Source organism: uncultured Oscillibacter sp., assembly GCF_910584465.1.
Taxonomy (GTDB): domain Bacteria; phylum Bacillota; class Clostridia; order Oscillospirales; family Oscillospiraceae; genus Oscillibacter.
In genome coordinates this window covers 1-16,201 of the sequence record NZ_CAJUBK010000051.1, presented here as the reverse complement: position 1 = coordinate 16,201, position 16,201 = coordinate 1, and the positions used below count along the sequence as shown (strand labels likewise).

Genomic DNA, 16,201 nt, shown 5'->3' with positions numbered 1-16,201 from the left:
CACAACAACGAGATCGCCCAGCTGGCCGACCGCATCGTGCGGATCGAGGACGGCAGGATCGTGGGTGAGGGAGGTGGCAGCGATGACTTGGCCGTTTGAGAACGACACCGGCGCGGTGGAGCGGCGGCTGGCCAGACGCAGCATCGAGGCCGACAAGCGGCGGAGCGTTTTCGTCATCCTGACCATCGCTCTGGCCGTCTGCCTCATGGGGACCCTCTGCTTCCTCTACTCCGCACAGCGGATGGAGACCCTGGACGAGATCCTGGGGCAGTATCAGGCGGGGTGCGCCGGGCTGACCCGGGAAGAGGTCGACCGGCTGGCGGAGGCCGGGAGGTTCGAAAAATGGGGCCGCACCGCCGGGGCGGGGACCGTCCGCTGCGGGGACAGCGTTTTGGACATCCACTTCGTCAGCCCGGAGATGATCGACCTGATGGGCTACGGCGAGATCGACGGGACCTATCCCCAGGAGGAGGGCGAGCTGTGCGTGGAGCGGTCCTTCTTCCGCTATTTCGGCCTGCCGGAGGAGGCCGGCCAGACGGTGGTCCTGGACCTGGGGGAGGGGGAGAGGCCCTACACGGTCACAGGCATCCTGGAAACGGAGAACGACAGCCGGATCTTCACGGTCTGGATCCCGGAGGCCGCCCTGGGCGCGGAGGGCCGCGAGGTCCTCTATGAGCTGCGGTTCCGCTTCGCCGGGAGCCAGGGGATGGAGCCGGCCCGGCTCCGGGCGGACATCGAGCGGTTCTTTTCCGAAATGGGCGTCCCGGAGGACCGGACCTTTTACAGCTCCAATTATTTCGGCATGGTGGACATCTATCTGGGGGACGGGATGGAGATCTATGCCGCGGCGGTCCTGATCGCCGCGGTCTGCGCCATCGTGATCTACAACATCTTCTACATCTCCGTGATGGGGAAGATGCGGGGATACGGCCGGCTGAAGGTGCTGGGGACCACGCCGAAGCAGCTCAAGCGCGTCGTGAAACGGGAGCGGCGCTTCCTGACCGTCATCGCCATCCCCCTTGGGCTGGTCTGCGCCGCGGTCATCGCGCGGATCGCCGCGCCCGGCTCCTGGTCCTGGGGGGACAATATCCGGTCCGCGGCGGCGGTCTCCCTGCTGGCCTATGGCACCGTGCTGATCGCCACCGGGAAGCCCATGGCGATGGCGGGGAAGGTCTCCGCCATCGAGGCCGTCCGCGCCTCCGCCTATCCCCGGCAGCCGGGCGGGGCCCCCTCCAGGCGGCCCCGCCGCCTGACCATGCCCCGCCTGGCCCTGCTGAACTTTTCCCGGAACCGGAAGAAGGCGTTCGTCACGTCCCTCTCCCTGAGCCTGACCGGGATCCTCCTGCTGTGCGTCTCCGCCTACGCGGGCTCGGTGGACATAAACGAGATGGCCCAGTCCCAATTCGGGGACCGGAGCCAGTACCTGCTGCAATTCGAGGATTTCGCGGGCCGGGAGTTCGTGGAGATGCAGGAGGAGAACCCCCTGGGCCAGGCGCTGCGGGACGAGCTCGCCGCCCTCCCCGGCGTGGACGATGTCACGGCGTACAGCCTGACCTGCGTGGAGATCCCCGCCATCAGCGCCATCCCGGGCAACCGCGAGCATGAGCCGTTCATCCTCCGCGGGATCTCCGAGGCGGATATGGCGGAGATGTACGCGGGCGATGCGGTGCTGGACGGGACCGCTGACTACCGGCAGCTCCTGGACGGGGACGGCATCCTGGTCTGCCCGGCGGGCAGCGCGCTGGAGGAGATCTATCGGACCGGCTACCGGGTCGGGGACACCGTCACGGTCTCCTGCTACAACGGGCGGACGAAGACCTATACGGTGATGGGCATCGTCCGGGATGTCCCGATCGGCTGCTCGTCGCATTTCTTCATCCTGCCTGAAGCGGAGCTGTCCGTCCTTTATCCGGAGATCTCGGATCATACCGGCTATGTGAACATCCACACGGAGCAGGACAGCGATCGGCTGCGGCAGGCGGTGTTCCGCACCGTCTCCGACCAGCGGGTGGCGGTCTCCGGCCTGGACGACCTGGCGTCCGGATTGGAGCGCGGCCTGCGGAAGGAGCTGGAACGGGACTACGGCATCCTGGTCTTCGTCTTCGTGTTCTCCCTGATCAACCTGGCCAATACCCTGATCACCGACCTCCTCGCCCGCCAGCAGGAGCTCGGCGTGTTCCAGTCCGTGGGCATGAGCGGCCGGCAGCTGTCCGGGATGCTGTCCTTCGAGTGCCTGTACTATGTGGGGATCGCCCTGCTGGCCACCTTGACGCTGGGGACGCCGTGCAGCCTGGCCATGTGCCGGGCCTTCGATTCGATCGGGACGTTCGGGAAGCTCACCTATCATTTCCCGGTGCTCTCGGTGCTGCTGTTCGCGGCGGCGCTGCTCCTGGTGCAGGCGGTGTTCTCCGTCTGCGCGGTCCGCTATATCCGCAGGCGCCCCCTGGTGGAGCGGATCAAGGCGGCGGACTGACCCCGCCTGGAACGAAGCGGTCACGGTCAAAGGAGGGATGGGGCCATGACCTGGCCTTTTGAGAACGACACCGGCGCGGTGATCCATAAAATAGCATCTGCCAAATTGAAGTACGGCAAGCTTCAAAAAAGAATTTCAATCTTTGCAATCGCATTAGCTGCCATGCTCATGTCTGCGGTGCTGCTGTTGATTTCAGGTATCGCAGCAGTAAACAGAAGCGGTGGAAACAGCGTGACAGGCTCTTACCATGCGCTTATTTCCGGCGTTAGTCAGGAAGAGTTTGAGCGCCTTCAGGCAGAAGAAGAGTCTGTGCTGACCGGTCTGACTGTTTCAATGGGGAGTATCAAAGCTGGAAATGGGAGGCTGAATCTCTCATACTCCAACGCCGATGCCCTCACGCTGAACGGCCTGACGGTATCTGATGGACGGATGCCGGAGTCGGAACACGAAATACTCGTTGAAAAAGACTATTTGGACTATCTGGAGTTGGATGCAGGAATTGGTGACAGCATTTCGATTGCTATGCCCGGCACACAGGATGAAACGGTATTTTCGATTTGCGGGTACCTGGAGACAGCAGCTTCTGGAACCGGCAGATCCTTGTACGCGGGGATCGTCTCTGAGCAGTATTTTTTAGCCCGAGGCGGCTGGGACGCATTTTCTCCATCTGCCATGGTCCGGGTAAACACCGGAACGGCCGCTTCTAAAGCGGAAATTGAAAAGCTGGTAGTGGAAATGCTTGACCACGCGGGGATCAGAAAAATCCCATCCTTCAACGAGGCGTACATCAACCTGTCAAAACCGTCTCTTTTCCTGATTGGGACGGCGGCGGCTGGATTGGCGGTGGTCATCGTGGCCTGTATCCTGGTGATCTACTGCATCTTCTACATTGCCATCGTCAACTCCATCAAGGAGTATGGGCAATTACGGACGATTGGCATGACAGGCCGGCAAATCAAACGGATGGTATTTCGTGAGGGCTTTACGCTGTCAGCAACAGCTATCCCCATCGGTCTGGCGGCAGGAACCATATTCTCCTGTCTGCTGATCCCGCAAGGGTTCCGGCCCGCCAGCCTGCTGTGGGTATGGCCTATGGTGATCGTCCTGATCTATCTGACGGTGAGGCTCTCCCTCCGAAAGCCCGCCAGACTCGCCGCGTCCGTATCCCCCATAGACGCCTCCCGCTATATGGGACAGCAGAGCGGAAAAAAGCGGCAGGCAAGGCTGCTGGAGAAGATCTCACCGGTTATGCTGGCAAAAAAGCATATTTCCACCAACCGGAAAAAGAATGTGCTGACCGTCCTGTCACTGGTTCTTACCGGCGTCCTGCTTATGGGGCTGTCATCGGTGCTTTCCTCCATCAACGCAAGGGATATGTCCCTGTCAGGTTTCCCCAGGGGCCAGTTTATCATCAACATCAGTGACGAGCGGCTGCGGAATGACCCGCTGGAGCAGGTGCAGGCTTCCGCACCTTTTGCAGACAGTTTGAAAAATTCTCTGCGCATGGTTTCGGGTCTGGAAGCGATGGCAGAATATCACTATCTCCCGGCGGCTTTTGCGTCAGAGGCGGCGGAATCCGAAATCTCGATCGTTGGCTTCAACCGTGAGGATATGGATTTAATACGCGCTTGCCGGAGCAGCCAGGCCGATCTGGAATATAACGCCCTGGTGGAACAAAACCAGTTGATTGTCGGCCGTCCCGATTCTCTGGAACGAGACTATGGGATTCGGGCAGAGGCCGGGCAAACACTCGCACTAACGATTTTTGATGGGAGTGACAGCTATCAAAGAAGTTTTACAGTTGGCGCTGTGCTTGATCAGAGAAAAATTGGCGGCAACAGCGATAAAATTGATATGCTGATGCTTCCGGTGGATGTTATGAATGATCTTGTGTCCTGCGACACCATGTACCAGCTCGCGCTTCGTGTCTCCGATGATAGGGAGGCACAGGCCGAGGCTGAGATCGACCAGATTTTGAAGGAAGCTACTGGCCTCAGCGTGACGTCGCTATCCGCCGCCATTGCTCAGAACGAAAACTTTATACAGGGGATGAAGTTGGTTCTGACCGTCGTTGTCGCTTTCATCGGCTGCTTTGCCATGATGAATCTGGTCAATACGATCCTCACCAGCGTGATTACCCGCCGGAAAGAGTTTGCTCTGATGCGATGCGTGGGAATGTCCCAAAAGCAGCTATCTTCTATGGTGCGCTGTGAAAGCCTGATGACTTCAGGGATAGGGCTGTTTTTCTCCGTGCTGATTGGCGGCGGCGTTGGAGCTGCCCTGTGTTCTCATTTGAAAAGTGGGCTGATGGTTTACCTGCACTATCGTTTCCCCTCTGAGATCGCCTTAGCTTACGGTACACTTGTTATTTTGTCCGCGCTTACTGTGACCTGGGCCGCACTGAAGCATCAAAACAAACTGTCTCTGATAGAGCAGCTGCGCGTTTAATTTGGAGGTAGAGTATGACCTGGCCCTTTGAGAACGATACCGGCGCCATTGTGAAGAAGCTGGCGAACAGGAACCTGAAAGCGGATAAGACCCGAAATATCCTGATCGTGATAACGATTGCCTTTGCTGCCTGCCTGATCATGGCAGTGACATGGTACGCCGTTGGCACGCAGCGGGCTTCCCGGGATCATGCGGCCGGGATGTATCAGGCCAATATCAACGGTCTTGATGATGAAACGGCCCGTACCATCCGGGATGACGGCCGGGTCTTGGCGGGGTTCAGCTATTTGATGGGTATGTTCGACTATGGAGGATACAAGGTCACGGTGCGTTCCATAGACGAAAACTTGATCCAGTTGGCGAAATATCCTGCTTTGAACGGCAGATTGCCGGAAACAGAGAACGAGGTAGCCATCACGCAGGCTCTTTTGGATCGAGAGGGCCTGACCGTCCAGGTTGGCGACACGATCCCATTGACGCTGACCGGCACCCGGCAGCGGTATACGGTATGCGGGATACTGCCGGTTTCCGATCCAAACGATTCCATCTTTGTGACCCCCGCATTGATCAAGGAAAACACGGAAAGCCCTTTATACAGCGCATACATCAACGTACGAGGGACAGACGGCCTGCCGGAAGAGAGCATCAAAGCCTGTATCCAAGACCTGGCCGGAGGATGGGGGATCGAGACGAAGGATGTTGACTTTTCCGGCTATTATTTTTCCCTGATCCGGCAGAGGAGCCTTGAATACATGACTGCGGTCCTATTCGTGATCTTGATCGTGATACTGGCCTGTGCACTCGTGATATATAGCCTGTTCTTTGTCTCGATCATCAAGAAAACGAACGAGTATGGCAGGCTGCGGACGATCGGCACGACAGCGCGGCAGGTCAAGCGGATCGTGATGAAAGAAGGACGCAGTTTATCCAAGATAGGGATCCCCATAGGTCTTATCCTTGGAGCGGCCGCGGGCTATCTCCTTGTTCCAAGCGGATGGGCCGTCGATATGGTGCTGATCGTGGGAGCCCTGGTCGCGGCGCTCCTGTATCTGTGCATCATGCTGACCGTCAGTCGTCCTGCCAAACTTGCATCAAAGGTCACGCCGATCGAAGCCATCCGATATCCTGCCGGGGATGAAGAGGTGATCGCCAAAAGCACAAAAAAATTGAGCCGTTCTTTATCCGGCACCAGATTGGCTTTGATCGATCTTTCCCGTGATAAGAAGAAGACGATCTTAACGATCGCCTCTTTGGGCATATGTGGCATCCTGCTCATGGCGAGCTCCGCCTATTTCAACTCGATAGACCCGGTAAATGTAGCGCGCGGGGTGTTCCCATACGGCCAGGTCCGTATCGAACTTGGCGACTATGGTCCACAGTCCCATAGCAGCGAGGGATTTGTCGAACTTCAAAGAGAAGATCCGCTGTCGCCCGATCTCGTGGCGCGGCTTGCGGCGATCGACGGCGTAAAGGAGATGCGGGTATATAGCGGGACCGTCTTGAATGTGATCACTCCGACAGGATATGAAGACCCTTTTCTGGCAGACGCCTTTTCAGCAGACCGGCAGGCCCTTTTAGAAGGATATCTGATCGCGGGAACGGCCGATCTGCGGGAACTGACTGAAAACAACGGTGTTGTCGTAAAGCGGTCAGAGCAGTTGACAGACCTGTTCGACTGGGAAGTATCCATCGGGGACAAGCTTACGATCCAAGCCGGGACTGGAGAGCGCAAGGAAGTCACCGTTATGGGGATCGTCGATGAAAGTATCCCGTATGGCGGCTATGAGTTACTATATATGCCCTTGGAAACGCTGTCCGCGCTGATACCGGTCGAAAACTTGAATTATCAGGTACTCCTTGACACGGCGGACAGCGATCGGGAGCAGGTGCGCGAGGAAGTGAGGAAATGTCTTCCGACAAACGCGCGGGCATATGTGACCACGCTGAACGACTGGGTGGAAAACTATGAGGGCTTATTATCGAGTTACCGCACTCCGGTCTATCTGTTTGTTTTGTTTATCGGCGTATTCGGTGCGCTCAACCTGTTGAACACACTTGTCACGGATGTGCTGGCCCGCAAACGGGAATTAGGCGTATTGCAGGCCGTGGGGATGGGCCGCCGTCAGGTTTCAAGGATGCTGCTGACCGAGGGCCTGCTCTATATTGTGGGCGCGTTTACGCTCTCCATCTCTTTTGGGACGATCTTCGGCGTGCTCATGTGCAGAGTATTCAGTGCGATGAGCGTTTTTGGCGAGGTGAGTTATCATTTCCCGGCCTGGGAAATGACAGGCTTTTTCTCTCTGATGCTTGTCGTTCAGACCGCTTTTTCATTTGTTACGATCAGGCAGCTGTGCAGTCAGCCGCTGGTGGAGCAGATACGGGGATCGTCGTAGATACGAGGGAGTGAACATGATGACCTGGCCCTTTGAGAACGATACCGGCGCCATTGTGAAGAAGCTGGCGGAACGGAGCCTTGCCGGCGAGAAGCGCCGGGACCTGATGGTGGTGATCGCCGTGGCCCTGGCGGCGTTCCTGATCTGCTTTGCGGCGATCCTGTCCGCGTCCGTGGCGCAGATTCGGCGCGATCAGGTGGCCGATACCTACGAGGCGGTGTTCACCGGCGTGGAGGCGTCCGATGTGGCGGCGCTGAGAGACCTGCCGGAGCTTGCCCGGGTGGGCGGATACTATCTGCTGGGGCAGGAGCGTTCGGAGCGGGGATATGACGCCTCCTATGTATACTGTGACAGCGACATGATCCATATCGCCCGCAGCCAGATGGAGCTGGTGAAGGGAGGGCTCCCGGTGCAGGCGGATGAGGTCGCGGTCAGCAGATCGTTCCTCTCGGCTTACGGCCAGGGCGCTGAGATCGGCGGGACGGTCCGACTGGACACCGAGAGCTTTCATGGCGGCTATACCGTCACCGGCATCCTGTCCAACGTGGGAGGACAGGAGGGGGATACCTGCGCCATTGCCGTTTCCGAGGCGGCCTTGACCCGGTGGGCCGGGTACGACCCCGCCGGATACCGCGCCTATGTGCATTTCCAAAACGATGGACAGCTGAGCCAGGAGGCCATGACCGCCCGCTGCCGGGAGATCGCCGCGCAGTATGGCTTCCCCCATGTGGGGATGAACAGCCGCTACTTTGCCGATCGCTCCAGGTCCATGGACTTCGCCGCCGCCGGCGGCGTCGCGGCCTTCGCGCTGACCGGCGGCTATGTGGTCATCCAGAGCATCTTCCGGATCTCCGTCCAGGATAAGATCCGGAGCTACGGGCAGCTGCGCACCATCGGGGCGACGCCGCGGCAGCTCCGGCGCATCGTGAAAAGGGAGAGCCGGCTGCTGGGCGGCATCGGCATCTCGCTTGGCGTGCTGCTGGGCATCGCCGGCGGTCTGCTCCTGTTCCCAAAGGGCTTCGACGGGCCCTCCTATGGGCTGGCCGCGCTCCTGACGGCTCTGGCCTGCCGGTCCATGGTGGCCGCCTCCGTCCGCGGGCCGGTGAAGATCGCCGCCGGCATCTCCCCGCTGGAGGCGGTGCGCTTCTCCGCCGGCACGGGGCGGATCCGCGGCCGGAGGGGGCGCGTCCGGCTCACCCCGCTGTCCATGGGGCTGGCGAACTTCCGGCGGGACCGCAGGAAAGCGGCCGGCATCGCCGCCTCCCTCAGCCTGGGCGGCATCCTGCTTTTGACCGTGTCCTCCGTGGCGTTGACCCGGTCGCCGGAGCAGGCCGCGAGGCGGTCCTTCCCGGACGGGGACTATAAGATCTACCTGTCCTCGGAGCGGCCGGAGGAGGAGCTCATGGCCGCGGGCGGTCCGCTGGATGACGGGCTGCGCCGGGAGATCCTTTCTGTGGACGGGGTGAGGGATGTGCTGGTCACCCGCCGGTCCCTGCACGCGAGGTTTGGCGCTTCCGCAAGCGACTTGGCGGGTATGTGCGATATGCTGACGGAGGCGGACCGCCCGGATGTGGAGGCCGCGCTGGTGTCCGGCGCCATGCCGGAGGACGCTCACAGCGTCCTCCTGGCCGCAAGCTATCACAAGGACGGTGACGGGATGGATGTCGGGGCGGTCATGGGACTGTCCCTGGGCCGGGAGACCGTGACCGTCACCATATCCGGCCTGTTCGACCCGGCCAGGATGATGAACGGACACGGCGCGCTGGGCATGGATTCGGCGGCCCTGTTCGCTCCGGAGGCGCTGTTCCGGGAGCTTCATCCCGAGATCGAGGACTTCGGCTACTCCTGGAGCATCGTCAGCGATCCGAAAAAAGCGGAGCGCGTGGAAAGCGGGCTGCAGGAGATCCTGTCCGGCCGCAGCGATCTGGGGCTGGATACCATCGGGGCCCATATCGAGTATGAGGAGATGCAGAGCGCCGTCATTTTCGGCGGGCTGCGGGCGCTCTCCTGGCTGATCTTCCTCTTTGGCGTGGTCGATCTGATCGATACGACCCTCTCCAACCAGATGTCCCGGGAACGGGAGGACGGCATCCTGCGCTGCGTCGGCCTGACCGGGAAGCAGCTGTGCCGGATGAACGTCTGCGAGGGGCTTTGCTATACGGCCTTCGCCGCGTTGACTGCTCTGCTGGTCGGGCTCCCGATCGCGGTCCTGGTGTGCCGGGAGGTCAGCAGGCGGTCCTTCGCCGGAGAGATCGTGCCGTATCGATTCCCGCTCTTGGAAATGGGTGCGTTCTTCCTGGTCTTGTTCGGCCTGGGAGCCCTCCTGTCCGCCTGGACGGCCGGCAGGCAGGCGGCGAAGTCCCCGGTCGAGCAGCTGCGGGAGGCGGGATAGCCCGCCGGCGGGGGACGGCCCGCCCTCCCCGGGGAGCTCCGGCCCGCTGTGAGGGGAGGGCCTGCCCTGCCGGGCCCCGGGCGGCGGAGGACGCCTCCGTCCCTCCTGCGCGTATAGGAAGACCGCCCTCCATCGCGGGAGGGCGGTCTCAGAGCGTCAAAAGAGGGAGGGAGGCTCCCTCGACGGGAAGGAAGAGAGCTGCGAGAGGGACCCGGGAAGGGTCCCTTTCGTTTTCATGGAGGGCGCCCTCAAAGATCTGCCAGGACCTCCACCTGGCGCTGCAGCTCGCCCGCGATCTCCTGGTTCGTATCCATCCCGCCGACGATGCCCGCCAGGTCGTCCACCAGGACATGGGTGCTGTTCGCCACGCCGGTGACGTCCGTGACCGCGCCGTCCACCGCGCCGGAGATCGAGGAGATCGAGCCGGCGACCTCCTCCATGGCCGCCCGGAGGCCGTCCGCCTGGTGGTTGAAGGTCTCGATGGACCGCTGGATGTAAGCGGCGTCCTCCCGGTATTGCTGCCCGGACCGAACGGACCGGTCCAGCTGGGTCTCGATGGCCCGCCCCAGGTAGTCCGCCAGCTCCCGGGCGCTGCTGGAGAGATAGTTTACCGCGCCGGTCACGCTCCCGCTGACTTCCTGGATATGGCTGGCGGCCTCCGTACAGGCGTCCGCCAGGCGGCGGATCTCCTGGGCCACCACGGCGAAGCCTTTCCCCGCCGCCCCGGCCCGGGCCGCCTCGACGGAGGCGTTGATGGCGATCAGGTCCGTGGAGGAGGAGATGGACAGGATGTCCTGGGTCAGGATGCTGATCTTATCCACGTTCCGGCTCTGCTCGATCGCCTCGTCCAGGATGGCCATGATCTCCTCCGTCCTGCCGCGCACCACTTCCATCTCCGACCGGGCGGACTGCTCCATCTCCTCCGAGCGTCCCCGCATCTCCACGGAGTAGCGGTTGAGGGCGGCGCAGGCGTCCGCCACGCGCATGGCGTCGTCCTGGGTGCCGGAGGCGCTGGCGGTGATGGCGGCGGTGTTTTGGGAGATCTTCTCCAGGGCGGCGGACAGCTGCTCCGTCAGATCGGAGAGCCTCCGGGCGCTGCCGCTGGAGGTCTTGGTATGTCCGCGGATCTCCCGGACCACATTGCCGAGCCGTTCGGAGCTGTCCTGCAGGGTGCTCATCGCGCCCTGGATGGGCGCGATGACGTAGGCCCGGATGATCCGCAGGGCCGCCCAGACCAGGAAGACGCCGATGGCCAGGGCCGCGGCGCTGGTGACCAGCGAGACGGCATAGACCACGAGGAGGCGGTCCCGGGCCCCCTCCGCCTGGGCGCTGACAGAGGCGGAGAGGGCGTCGATCCCGGCCTCCACGGCGGCGCTGCAGGAGGCCACGCCGCCGTTGGCCATGGCGTAGGCGTCCTGGGTCTTGCTGTCGGCGCTGGCGCAGACCAGGCCCACCAGCGTATGCTTGAAGGTGTCGTAGTCCTCCAGCAGGCCGCGGTAGGCCCCCTCGTCGTCCGCCGCCACGAAGCCCTCGTAAGAGGCCAGCTGCTCGTCCAGCGCGGCCTCCTCCGCCTTGATCTCCTGCACCAGGCGGATCATGGTGCTGTGGTCCGCCGCCACGATGTGGGACAGGGCCAGGCGGTGGAGGTCCATCATCGAGCGGCGGATCTCCTCCAGCCGGGCCTCGCTGACCATATATTCATCCACGATGGTCCCGGCGCTGGCGTGGACGTTATGGATGCTGAACACCGCCAGGAGGTTGGACAAAAGCGTCACGGATCCCAGGAGGACGATGGGTAAGATCAAGCGCTGCTGCAAGGTGAGCTTCTTTTTCATATGCCTGCCTCCGTCTGTCTTCGTAGCTGCCTTCACCGCGCCGTCACTCCCTCCACCATGCGGTCCAGCCGGGCCTGCAGGGACATGCCGGCGCTCTCTCCCCGGGCGATGCCGGAAGAGAACTCCTCCACCGGCGCCCAGAAGTTGCCCCCCACCCGCTGGATCTGGGAAAACTCCGACTGTGCCAGCAGCGCCGCGATGGCCGCGGAGCCCTGCACCTCCGGGGAGGCGGCGGCGGAGCGGTCCGAGGGCCCCTGGCCCCGCCGCTCGAAGCGCAGGCGCTGGCTCTCCTCGCTGGTGATCCACTGGGCCAGCCGCGCGGCCCACTCCGGATGCTTGGAATAGGCGTTCACGCCGATGAGCTTGCAGCCGGAAAAGGAGGCCATCTGCACCTGCTGCCCGCCGCAGGTGAAGGTGGGGAGCTTGGCCGCGCCGGCGTGTCCGGCCCATGCCTCCTGGACGGCCACCGCGTTCCACACGCCGCTGACGCCGGCGATGACGGAGCCGTCCCGCACGCCCGCCAGGAACTCCGTGTCCGTCCGGGAGGAGAAGCCCGGGCTGGCGGCGATGTCCTGCATCGCCTGGGCCACGTCCACCCCCGTGATGGGGCCGTCCGTGCTGTTCCAGGTGCAGCGGTTGGTCAGGCCGTCGTCGTTCAGCCCGACCTCCAGCCCGGTGTTGCCGAAGAAGGCGTAAACGTACCATGCGGAGCTCCAATCCATGGCGAACAGCCGCCCGGCGTCCGCCGCCGCCGCCAAGAGCCGGTCCATGGTCTCGACGTCTCTCTCCGAGAGATAGTCGGTATCATAGTAGAGGAAGTAGCCGTTGTCCGCGGTCAGGGGGTAGGCGTACAGCGTCCCGCCCACGCTGGCGGCCTCGACCGCCGCGGAGAGGTCCGTCTCCCGGATGGACGCGTCGTCTGCGATGGGGTCCAGCGCCCCGGCGGCGGCCAGGGCGGCGACCTGGTCGTCCGCGAAGGTGAACACGTCCGCGCCCGCTTCCAGATCCGCCAGGAGGGCGTCCTTGCAGTTGGACTCGCTCTGGGGCTGGCAGACGATCTGGAGATCGGCCTCGGCGGCATAGCGGGACCGGAAGGAGCCGGTCAGTTCCTGGAGCAGCTCCATATCCTCCTCGGCCCCCCAGACGGTGAGCGCTACCGTCTGCCTTCCCGGGGCCGGTCCGCCGGCCGGCGCCGGCTGTTTCCCGCAGGCGGCGGATCCCAGCAGGATCCCCAAGGGCACGAGGAAAAAAGCGATCGCACGTTTCATACTGTCATACCTCTCCGGTGGGTTTGGGGCCGCGCGGGACGGCCCGGGATATCGCCGCGTGAAGACATCCTGATCATACCATCTTTCCCCGGCTTTTTCAACTGCCGCCTGAGCGGGGAGGCCCCTCGGTCCGGGCGGCGGCCCGTCCCCGCGTCCTCCTCGGCCTGGGACCTGCCGGAGTGGTGCCGGGCCGAAAGCGAAGAGACCCCCATCGCAGTTCCGCCCCCGCCGTGAGGCGGGGACGGAGCGGTGATGGGGATCTTTGTGCTGGAGCTGATGGTGGGAATCGAACCCACAACCTTCTCATTACGAGTGAGATGCTCTGCCATTGAGCCACATCAGCCTATCCATGTCCGGGGCGGGGAGACAGCCGACCCTCAGGCCATTTGGTATCATACCATAAGATCTCCCTTCCGTCAACCTCGTTTTTCAAGATTTTCCGTCTTCGGGCATCCGTGCCCCATCGTATGCCCGAAGATCCGGCCGGGAGGCTCCCCTGAGCGCTCGAGCGCGGGGCCTCGAGCGGGACCGGCCGGTCCCTGCCCGCGCAATTACATCTCGTATTATCGCAGGAAATCCTGCGTTTTCCTTTGGACGATCTGTCGGTCCCCGGTACGCCCGCCGGGAAACGGGGGCCTCCGGCCGGACGCCCCCTTTGCGCGCAGACGCGGTCCCGTCCGCAGTTCCCTGCGTTCCCGGGACCTGCGCTCCGCGGCTTGGTCCGGCCGCTGAGATTGACATAAAATTTTCCATAAATGACGTCTACGAAGAGTTATCCACACTTTCCACAGAGTTTTCCACAAGGGACTTCCCCTTAGGGACGGGGCCATGTCCCGACATCCCCGCTCCGCGGAAGGCCGGCGGACCGCTTTTCAACGGCAGGGACCGGCAGGTATGAGTTTACATAAAGTGACATCGTTCCAAAAACCACCGATCTTTTCCCCGGATCCCTCCCGGGAGATCGGTCTTTTTGTTGAAAAAAGGGACGTCTTCTGCAAAAAAGAAGGCGTATGGGCTTCATCATGCAGGCTGTCCCAGCGGGATCTCGCAGGGCCCCGTATATAGCGCGTGACAAAATGCAAAAACTGTACTATAATGATGACCGCAAAATAACGGCCCGGATCGGGGAGGACGGAGAGGTGCATGAGATGGGAGAGCGCGTATTGATCGCCATGAGCGGCGGTGTGGACAGTTCCGTGGCGGCGTATCGGATGCTGGAGGCGGGCCTGCACTGCATAGGGGCCAACATGCGCCTCCGCCGGGAGACGGGGCCGGGGGCATCCCGCTCCTGCTGCGCGGACCGGGATGCGGAGGACGCCGCCCAGGCCGCGGCGCAGCTGGGCATCCCCTTCGAGATCTTGGACTACCGTGCCGAGTTCCAGGCACAGGTGGTGGACAAGTTCATCCGGGTCTACGAGGCCGGGGGGACGCCGAACCCCTGCATCGACTGCAACCGCTCCCTGAAATTCGACCGCCTGCTCCGGGACGCAGAGGCCAGGGGGTGCCATGCCGTCGCCACCGGCCATTATGCCCGGGTGGAGCGGGACGGGCCTTCCGGCCGCTGGCTGCTGAAAAAGGCCGTGGACGCCGGGAAGGACCAGAGCTATTTCCTCTATGGCCTGACCCAGTATCAATTGGCCCATGTCCGCTTCCCCCTGGGCGGCATGGAGAAGCGGCAGGTCCGGGAGCTGGCGGGGGAGCTGGGCCTCGTCAATGCGGGGAAGCGCGACAGCCAGGACATCTGCTTCGTCCCCGACGGCGATCATGTCGCCTTCATGGAGCGCTGCTCCGGCAGGGCCTATCCCCCCGGGGACTTCCTGGATCTGGAGGGCCGGGTGGTGGGCCGCCACAAAGGGGCGGTGCGCTATACCCTGGGCCAGCGGAAGGGGCTGGGCCTGGCCATGGACGAGCCGGTGTATGTCTGCGGGAAGGACATGGCGGCGAACACCGTCACCGTGGGCCCGGAGAGCGCCCTGTACGCCCGGGAGGCCCTGGTGGAGGAGCTGAACTGGATCTCGGTGGAGGGGCTGTCCGCGCCTTTGCGGGTCGGGGCGAAGACCCGCTCCCGCCAGCGGGAACAGTGCGCCGAGATCCGCCCGGAGGCGCCTGGCCGTGTCCGCCTGGTCTTCGACCGGCCCCAGCGGGCAGTGACGCCGGGCCAGGCGGCGGTGTTCTACGACGGCGACACCGTGGTAGGAGGGGGGACCATCACAGAGGTCCCGAGAGGACGAGAGGAGGTATGGACATGAGCAGTGGAGACTGTGGGAACTGCGGGGGCTGCGGCGGCCGCGGCGGCTGCGGCGGGGGCCCCCTGCTGCTGACGGAGGCGGAGCTGGCGCTGCTGCGGCGCTTCGGCGAGACGCCCTTCCTGCCTGCGGCGGCGGGCCTGGACCGGGAGACGCCGGTCTATCTGGAGGACCGGGACCGGCCCGGGGCGGAGTACAGCGCCGCCATCCTGGGCCTGGCGGGGAAGGGCCTGATCCGGGTGGACTATGACATCCCCCTGGGGAACTTCGACTATGGAGCCTATCGGAGCTATCCCCTCCACGGCAGCATGGCGCTGACCGGCCGGGGGCAGGACGTCCTGGAGCAGATCGAGATCCAGGGGATCGAGGGATAGGATATGCTGGACCAATTCTCGAGGACGGAGCTGCTCCTGGGCCGGGAGGGCATGGAGCGCCTGGCGAAGGCCCGGGTGGCGGTGTTCGGCCTGGGGGGCGTGGGGGGCTATGCCGTGGAGGCCCTGGCCCGCAGCGGCGTGGGGACGCTGGACCTGATCGACCATGATGAGGTGGGCCTGACGAACCTGAACCGCCAGATCCTGGCCACCCATCGGACGCTGGGCCGGTCCAAGGCCGCTGCCGCCCGGGAGCGGGTGCTGGAGATCGCCCCCGCGGCCGCGGTGAACGTCCATGAGGTGTTCTACGGCCCCGACACCGCCGGGGAGTTCGACTTCGCCGCGTTCGACTATGTGGTGGACGCCATCGACACCGTCACCGGCAAGCTGGCCCTGGTCCAGGCGGCCCAGGCGGCGGGGACGCCGATCGTCAGCTGCATGGGGGCGGGGAACAAGCTCGATCCCACCGCCTTCCGGGTGGCGGACATCTGGGAGACCTCCGTCTGCCCGCTGGCCCGGGTGATGCGCAGGGAGCTGAGGAAGCGGGGCGTCCGGCATTTGAAGGTGGTCTACTCCCAAGAGGTGCCTATGGAGCCCAAGGGGGCCTCGTACCAGGAGGCCCTGGCGGGGGAGCTCCGGCGGCAGGTGCCGGGGAGCAATGCCTTCGTGCCCTCTGTGGCGGGGCTGATCCTGGCGGGGGAGGTCATCAAGGACCTGGCCCTGGGGCGGGGAGGCTGAAGGATGCGGAGGGGCGGAGGAGCGCACGGCGCTCCTC

The 16,201-nt window shown here is 63.4% G+C and carries 9 protein-coding genes and 1 tRNA gene; 7 read left to right on the top strand and 3 right to left on the bottom strand.

Annotated features, from left to right (window positions below):
- The first annotated feature begins 82 nt into the window (after positions 1-82).
- The 4 genes from QZ332_RS10750 to QZ332_RS10735 are packed head-to-tail and all read left to right on the top strand — an operon-like array spanning position 83 to position 9,706.
- Complete coding sequence (locus QZ332_RS10750) at positions 83-2,473, top strand: ABC transporter permease (protein ID WP_295765175.1); 2,391 nt, start codon at positions 83-85, stop codon at positions 2,471-2,473.
- 45 nt (positions 2,474-2,518) lie between these two features.
- Positions 2,519-4,921, top strand: a complete 2,403-nt coding sequence (locus QZ332_RS10745) for an ABC transporter permease (protein WP_295765173.1) — start codon at positions 2,519-2,521, stop codon at positions 4,919-4,921.
- Between the two features lie 14 nt (positions 4,922-4,935).
- Positions 4,936-7,314, top strand: a complete 2,379-nt coding sequence (locus QZ332_RS10740) for an ABC transporter permease (protein ID WP_295765171.1) — start codon at positions 4,936-4,938, stop codon at positions 7,312-7,314.
- Positions 7,315-7,333: 19 nt separating this feature from the next.
- Positions 7,334-9,706, top strand: a complete 2,373-nt coding sequence (locus QZ332_RS10735; RefSeq protein ID WP_295765169.1) for an ABC transporter permease — start codon at positions 7,334-7,336, stop codon at positions 9,704-9,706.
- 248 nt (positions 9,707-9,954) lie between these two features.
- On the opposite strand, the gene QZ332_RS10730 is transcribed toward QZ332_RS10735, so the two are convergent.
- The 3 genes from QZ332_RS10730 to QZ332_RS10720 all read right to left on the bottom strand — a co-directional run bounded on the left by QZ332_RS10730 (position 9,955) and on the right by QZ332_RS10720 (position 13,152).
- Positions 9,955-11,541 (bottom strand): methyl-accepting chemotaxis protein, encoded by a 1,587-nt coding sequence (locus tag QZ332_RS10730; RefSeq protein WP_295765167.1) that lies wholly within the window; start codon positions 11,539-11,541, stop codon positions 9,955-9,957.
- A gap of 32 nt (positions 11,542-11,573) precedes the next feature.
- A complete protein-coding gene (locus tag QZ332_RS10725; RefSeq protein ID WP_295765165.1) occupies positions 11,574-12,809 on the bottom strand; it encodes an extracellular solute-binding protein in 1,236 nt (411 codons plus the stop codon).
- Positions 12,810-13,077: 268 nt separating this feature from the next.
- Positions 13,078-13,152: transfer RNA gene (locus QZ332_RS10720), tRNA-Thr, on the bottom strand.
- An 805-nt stretch (positions 13,153-13,957) separates the two neighbouring features.
- On the opposite strand from QZ332_RS10720, the gene mnmA reads away from it, so the two are divergent.
- The 3 genes from mnmA to QZ332_RS10705 are packed head-to-tail and all read left to right on the top strand — an operon-like array spanning position 13,958 to position 16,164.
- Positions 13,958-15,058: a tRNA 2-thiouridine(34) synthase MnmA gene (gene mnmA / locus QZ332_RS10715; protein WP_295765163.1), complete on the top strand. Its 1,101-nt coding sequence runs from the start codon at positions 13,958-13,960 to the stop codon at positions 15,056-15,058.
- Entirely contained in the window at positions 15,055-15,429 is a 375-nt protein-coding gene (locus QZ332_RS10710; RefSeq protein ID WP_295765161.1) for a hypothetical protein, read from the top strand. The genes mnmA and QZ332_RS10710 overlap by 4 nt, the downstream gene beginning before the upstream one ends.
- 3 nt (positions 15,430-15,432) lie before the next feature.
- Entirely contained in the window at positions 15,433-16,164 is a 732-nt protein-coding gene (locus tag QZ332_RS10705; protein WP_295765160.1) for a tRNA threonylcarbamoyladenosine dehydratase, read from the top strand.
- Positions 16,165-16,201 lie beyond the last annotated feature (37 nt).